The sequence below is a fragment of the Pseudomonas sp. genome, from assembly GCF_050739995.1.
Taxonomy (GTDB): Bacteria; Pseudomonadota; Gammaproteobacteria; order Pseudomonadales; family Pseudomonadaceae; genus Aquipseudomonas.
This window is the reverse complement of sequence record NZ_JBOICG010000758.1, coordinates 1-5120: the sequence shown is the minus strand read 5'-3', so window position 1 is coordinate 5120 and position 5120 is coordinate 1. Positions and strand designations below refer to the sequence as shown.

General features: G+C 60.4%; 5 protein-coding genes. 2 read left to right on the top strand and 3 right to left on the bottom strand.

Annotated elements, in window-relative coordinates; genetic code table 11:
• The first annotated feature begins 111 nt into the window (after positions 1–111).
• Positions 112–525 (top strand): nucleoside diphosphate kinase regulator, encoded by a 414-nt coding sequence (gene rnk, locus ACRESD_RS25805; protein ID WP_431753489.1) that lies wholly within the window; start codon positions 112–114, stop codon positions 523–525.
• An 11-nt stretch (positions 526–536) separates the two neighbouring features.
• Here rnk and ACRESD_RS25800 read toward each other — a convergent pair whose 3' ends face one another.
• The 3 genes from ACRESD_RS25800 to ACRESD_RS25790 form a co-directional block, all read right to left on the bottom strand.
• Positions 537–3377, bottom strand: coding sequence for a class I adenylate cyclase (locus ACRESD_RS25800; protein WP_431753488.1), 2841 nt, complete (start codon positions 3375–3377; stop codon positions 537–539).
• 168 nt (positions 3378–3545) lie between these two features.
• Complete coding sequence (locus tag ACRESD_RS25795) at positions 3546–3800, bottom strand: TIGR02647 family protein (protein WP_431753487.1); 255 nt, start codon at positions 3798–3800, stop codon at positions 3546–3548.
• 153 nt (positions 3801–3953) lie between these two features.
• Positions 3954–4238 (bottom strand): hypothetical protein, encoded by a 285-nt coding sequence (locus ACRESD_RS25790; protein ID WP_431753486.1) that lies wholly within the window; start codon positions 4236–4238, stop codon positions 3954–3956.
• Positions 4239–4364: 126 nt separating this feature from the next.
• Between ACRESD_RS25790 and ACRESD_RS25785 the strand changes: the two genes are divergently transcribed.
• On the top strand, positions 4365–5024 hold the full coding sequence (locus ACRESD_RS25785; protein WP_431753485.1) for a glutathione S-transferase family protein: 660 nt from the start codon (positions 4365–4367) through the stop codon (positions 5022–5024).
• Positions 5025–5120 lie beyond the last annotated feature (96 nt).

The window sequence follows — 5120 nt, the reverse complement described above, 5'->3', positions numbered from 1 at the left end:
GTGCTGTGGTAGTGTCCGGATACACCTCAACTCATCGAGGTCCGTGAGAACCCCGCCTCTTTCTGGCGGGGTTTTGCTTTTTTGTGCAGAAAAAAGGAGTCTGCCTGAATCATGACCACCGCACCGTCCATCATCCTCACCCGTCTTGACGTGCAGCGTCTGGAGCAACTGATCGACCGCTTGGGCGACGAGTCTCCCGGCGTCGCAGCGTTGCAAGCCGAACTCGACCGCGCCGATGACGTGGTTGGCCACGATGAAGTGCCTGCGGGTGTCGTGACCATGAACTCCAGCGTGCATTGCCGCGAGCAAAGTAGCGGCAAGGACTATCACCTGACCTTGGTCTACCCGAAGCACGCGAACGCCGATGAAGGCAAGATTTCGATCCTGGCGCCCGTGGGCAGTGCGTTACTTGGCCTGCAAGTGGGCCAACACATCGATTGGCCAGCGCCGGGCGGCAAGACCCTCAAGCTGGAGTTGCTCAGCGTTGAAGGTCAGCCGAAAGATGGTGGTGCATTTCCTCTTTAAGAAGAGCCGCTTTAAATCTGGCTGAGTGCCTCATTGAGCGACATCTCCAGCTCGGCCTTGTAACGCAGGTACAGGTTGCTCGGGCTTTGCACATCCCCGAGCAGGCCCGAGAGGTCCAGGTCGGTGATGTAGCAGCGGTAGCGCTCGGTTTCCTGGCGCTGCCCGACGATCTCCTGGGCGACCACGGCAAATAGCTGGTCGCCAAACTCCAGCTCGGAAAACTCCCGCTGATTGCAGTACAGCGTAATGCCCACCTTGCCAGGGGCCGCCTTGCCGATAATCGCCTGCACGTCATAAAACGCTTTGTTGGCTGGGGTCGAAGGTGCCGGCCGCGGCTCGATGCCGCGTGCGCGGGTGCTGCCGGATGGCAAGAGTTGGTAGTACAGGGTTTGCACTATGCCCAATGGTTGTTGCGTGTCCAGCGGCGAAAGGGCTTCCCGGCGGAAGATGATCGCTTGCAGGAAGCGTTGCAGTGGCGCCAACAGGCTCTGCTCATCATGGAACGGCAAGCGTTGCTGCCATAGCGCGTTGAACTCATCCAACACGTACAACTCGGCCTGGCCTTCATTTACCCGGTAGAACACCTGCACGCAGTCGGCCATGCCCATAGGCAGCAGCAGCGCCAGGTCATGGTCTTCCAGGGCCATGGTGTCCAGGTGCAGTGGGCTGTAGCTGGCCAGTTCTTCGCTGAGGTAGGCGATCAGCGCGTCCTGGGTCGGCAGCGACACATGGTTGGCCTGGCCCGGCACCAGTTCCATCACGTGGTAATGCTGCTGTATCTGGAGCAGGTAGCGGTGATTGCCCTGGCCGAGCAGCAGATTTTGCGCGGTATCGAAGATTTCCTCGACGCGTTGGGCAATGAACTGCGCACGGTTGTGACAGAAGCAGCGCACCCGCAGCCGGGGCAAGTGATTCGGCGGCAGTTGGTTGAGGTAGTCGCGCAGGCAGTCGAGCAGCGCGTTGGGGCCGTCGAAGCGGCTGACCATCACCTCGTTCCAGCTATTGAGCGTGACCTGATCCAGGGTCAACACGAGGTTGTCGCGCGCGCCGGCATAGCTGAGCGAGTCGGTGCGCTCGGTGGTCATCAGGATGTTCAAGTCGCGGTGATGCTTGAGTGGGTCGACGCCAACGTTGATCAGCAACAGCACTTCTTCCGGCACCGCCGAGCGCAGCAGGCGCTCTTCATCGACGCTGGCCAAGGGCAGGGTGATGGTCTGCTGCAGGCTGCCCAGCAGGTTGAACAGCTCGAACTCCGTCATGTCGCTGGTGCCCGGGTGCAGTGCCAGGCGGGTGCTGCTGTCGATCACGCCGTTGCGATGGCACCAGGTGAGCATCTCCAGCAAGTCGCGGCTGCGCTTGATCGGCGCGAAGTGCTCCCATTCCAGGGCTGTCAGGTTGCCGTTATACAGGCCCCAGTGGTGCTGGCCCGGCTCTTTGCGGTTGGGTGATTGCACCAGGGTGAGGGTGTCTTCGGCCAGGTCCGGGGCGATGCCAGGGTTGATGAACTCGACCTTGCCGGCCTTGCGTTCAAAGGCTGCATATAAGCGTCGACCCAGCACATTGAGGTCACGCTTGTTGATCAGGCTGACGGTCTGTTCGGTGCGGGCGAATTGGGTCAGGAAGCGGTAGCTGTAATTCAGTTCATTAACCAGCGCCCGGCGTTCCGAGGCCACCTGGCGCACCTTCCACTGGCTGCGGCTGTCCAGCAGGGTCAGTTGGCGCTGGTCCCAGCCCCATTCGTGGGCCAGTCGCTCCAGCAGCAGGCGCTGCCAACGGGTGGTGCGTTGGCCGGCGCTGAGCTTGCGGTTGACCTTCAGGTACAGCGCGCGTCGTACCAACTCCAGACGTTCCGGTTCGTTACGTGCCTTGAGGTACTCCTCGATCCGGCGATAGACCACGATGTATGGGTCCAGCTCATCCAGGTCCATCTGGTTGGCGAACACCGCCCGTTTGAAGCGCAGGCTCAGACACTGCACGTTCGGGTGCTCGCTGGCGTAGACCTCGGTCAGCAGCAGCTTGAGCACCGACTTGTAGGGTGACTCAATGCCCTTGAACAGCTGCCACAGGCCGGCGCCAATGAACTCTCCCGGAGGAATGCGCGCCAGGTGGCCGAGGTCGAGGGTTTCATCGGCGCGGATGAAACGCTTGGAAATCAGCGCGTGGGTGAACTCGGCATAGCGGGTTTCTTCGTACACCGGCACCAGCCACCAGATCGGCGTACGCCCGGCCAGCCAGATGGCGGTGCGGTAGAACTCATCCAGCAGCAGGTAATGCTGGGTGGTACCACAGTCGTCGGAGCTGAGCTGTGTTTCACGCTCACCCAGGACAAAGCGTGTCGGCTCGATCAGGAAGAAATGCGCCTCGGCGCCCATGGTCAGGGCCCAGGCTTCCAGCAGTTGGCACTTTTTGCGCAGCTCGGCCAATTCGGTTTCGTTGAGGTCGGGTGCATGGCACACCCACACGTCCATATCACTTTGGTCTGCCTGGGCCAGGGTGCCGAGGCTGCCCATCAGGAACAGGCCGTGGATCGGTCGCGGCGGGTTGCCATGGCGCGGTTTGTAGGAGAACGAGCGGGTCAGGCGTTGGGCTTCGGTCAGGGCCTGGGCGTCGGGCTCGTAATTCGACAGCCCTGCCGGTGTACTGCCGGACACGTAACCCGGCAGCAGCGGGTGGTTGACGTGGAAAAACAGCGGCAACATCGCCAGGACGCTCTGCTGGCGTGGTGTTAGCCCTTCGATGGCCCGGGCCATGCGGCCTTCGTTGAGGGCCATGAAACGCGCACGCAGTTGGGCCAGCACCTTGCGGTCGATGCCTTCGTCCAGGTCGGGGCGGATTTCATGGGTGCGGGTCATTTCGAAGTCGTTGGCTCGCAGAGCCCGACGTGGGCGGCCGTGTAAGAGTTTACAGCCAGAAGCGTAGGAGGTTTAGAGAGAAAAGGTTTTTGGCGTCAGAATTTTGTGCCTTCCACAGCAGCGCCCTCGGAATCCGCAAGGGGCGGACTCCATGGGCGGTATCAGGTGTCAGGCGGCTTCTTTGGTGTTGGCGGTGGTCAGGATGGTCAGCAGGGTTTGAGCCTGTTCTGCGGCGTCGCGGCCAAGGCTGGTCAGGTAGCCTCCGTCCGGCTGGTCGATCAGTTTTTTCTCGAACAGGCGTTTGGCGGCGGCGACGGCTGTGGGCGCGGCGGTCTGGTGGACTTTCAAGCCTTCCTGGGAGCTGCCCAGGTTGAAGAGTGCAAGGATTTCCAGTTCGGCAACCAACTCAGGGGTATACGACATAAGGACTCCAGACTTTCTAAGAATTTATTAGAGGCTAGCAGGGCATAAGGTGAACGCACTTTGCCGGGCTGTCCAGTCACAAACTCCTGGGTCTTGATATGGCGCAGGTTTGTGGCGGGGAAGCAGGCTTCCCGGCCACACAGAACCCCGGATTCAGGCGTTTTCCGGTGGTAGCTCAGGCAGTGCGCGCAGCGCGGTTTCATACCATTGGGTATCGAATGCGCGGTCTTCTTCGAGCATCTTGTCGATTTCCACGGCCAGTACATGGGCCATGAGATTCAGAATGTCTTCACGCTCGTAACCCACCAGTGTCAGCTTGTTGAAGGTGGCCTTGGCGGCAGGCGGGTTGTCGCTTTCGATCTGGTTTTCGATCGCCTGGATCAACGTACTTTCAGTGAACTCTTCTTCGTCGTTGTCGATATCGGTCGGCTCGCTCATGGCAGGCTCCTCAAGGAAAGGGCGCCAGTCTACGCCCATTCAGGCAGGTGATGCTGCTGGTCAGCGCGGCTCCATGGATCTATAACTCTTGCAGCCAACCCCACACCCGGCCTGGAGGCATGCCCAATGCTCAAGCTTTATGGATTTTCGGTCAGCAACTACTACAACATGGTCAAACTGGCGTTGATGGAGAAAGGGCTGCCTTTCGAGGAAGTGTTGTTTTCTGCTGGCCAGACGCCAGAAATCCTGGCGATCAGCCCTCGTGGCAAGGTGCCGGTACTGGCCGTACCCCACGGCTTTATCAATGAAACCAGCGCCATTCTGGAATACCTCGAGCAGACCCAGAACGGCCCTGCGCTATTGCCGGGCGACCCTTTTGAGCGCGCCCAGGTGCGTGCGATGTGCCGCGAGATCGAGCTGTACCTGGAGCTTCCGGCACGTGCCTGTTTCGGTGAGGCGTTCTTTGGCATGCCGGTACCGGAAGCCATCAAGGAGAAGTCCAAGGCAGAATTGCTGCTGGGCATCGGGGCATTGAGTCGCTACGGCAAGTTTGCGCCCTATGTGGCGGGCGCCACATTCAGCCTCGCGGATGTATATTTCATGTACAGCTTGAACGTCGCCTGCGCCGTGGGCGAAAAGCTGTTTGGTCTGGATTTGCTGGAAGAGTTGCCACAGGCCAAGGCGTTGTTGGAGCGGCTGCACGCTATGCCAAACGCGCAGAAGGTGGCAGCGGACCGGGAGGCGGCGATGCCGGCATTTTTGGCGATGATCGCGGCCAAGAAGTAGATCACTGACGCCTGTGGTGACGCTTTCGCGAGCAAGCCCGCTCCCACACTTGACTGCATTCCAACGGTGGAACTCGGTCAAGTGTGGGAGCGGGCT

Excerpts from the sequence above, each read along its gene's own strand:
- rnk (WP_431753489.1), top strand. The coding sequence starts at position 112 with ATGACCACCGCACCGTCCATCATCCTCACCCGTCTTGACGTGCAGCGT.
- ACRESD_RS25800 (WP_431753488.1), bottom strand. The coding sequence starts at position 3,377 with ATGACCCGCACCCATGAAATCCGCCCCGACCTGGACGAAGGCATCGAC.
- ACRESD_RS25795 (WP_431753487.1), bottom strand. The coding sequence starts at position 3,800 with ATGTCGTATACCCCTGAGTTGGTTGCCGAACTGGAAATCCTTGCACTC.
- ACRESD_RS25790 (WP_431753486.1), bottom strand. The coding sequence starts at position 4,238 with ATGAGCGAGCCGACCGATATCGACAACGACGAAGAAGAGTTCACTGAA.
- ACRESD_RS25785 (WP_431753485.1), top strand. The coding sequence starts at position 4,365 with ATGCTCAAGCTTTATGGATTTTCGGTCAGCAACTACTACAACATGGTC.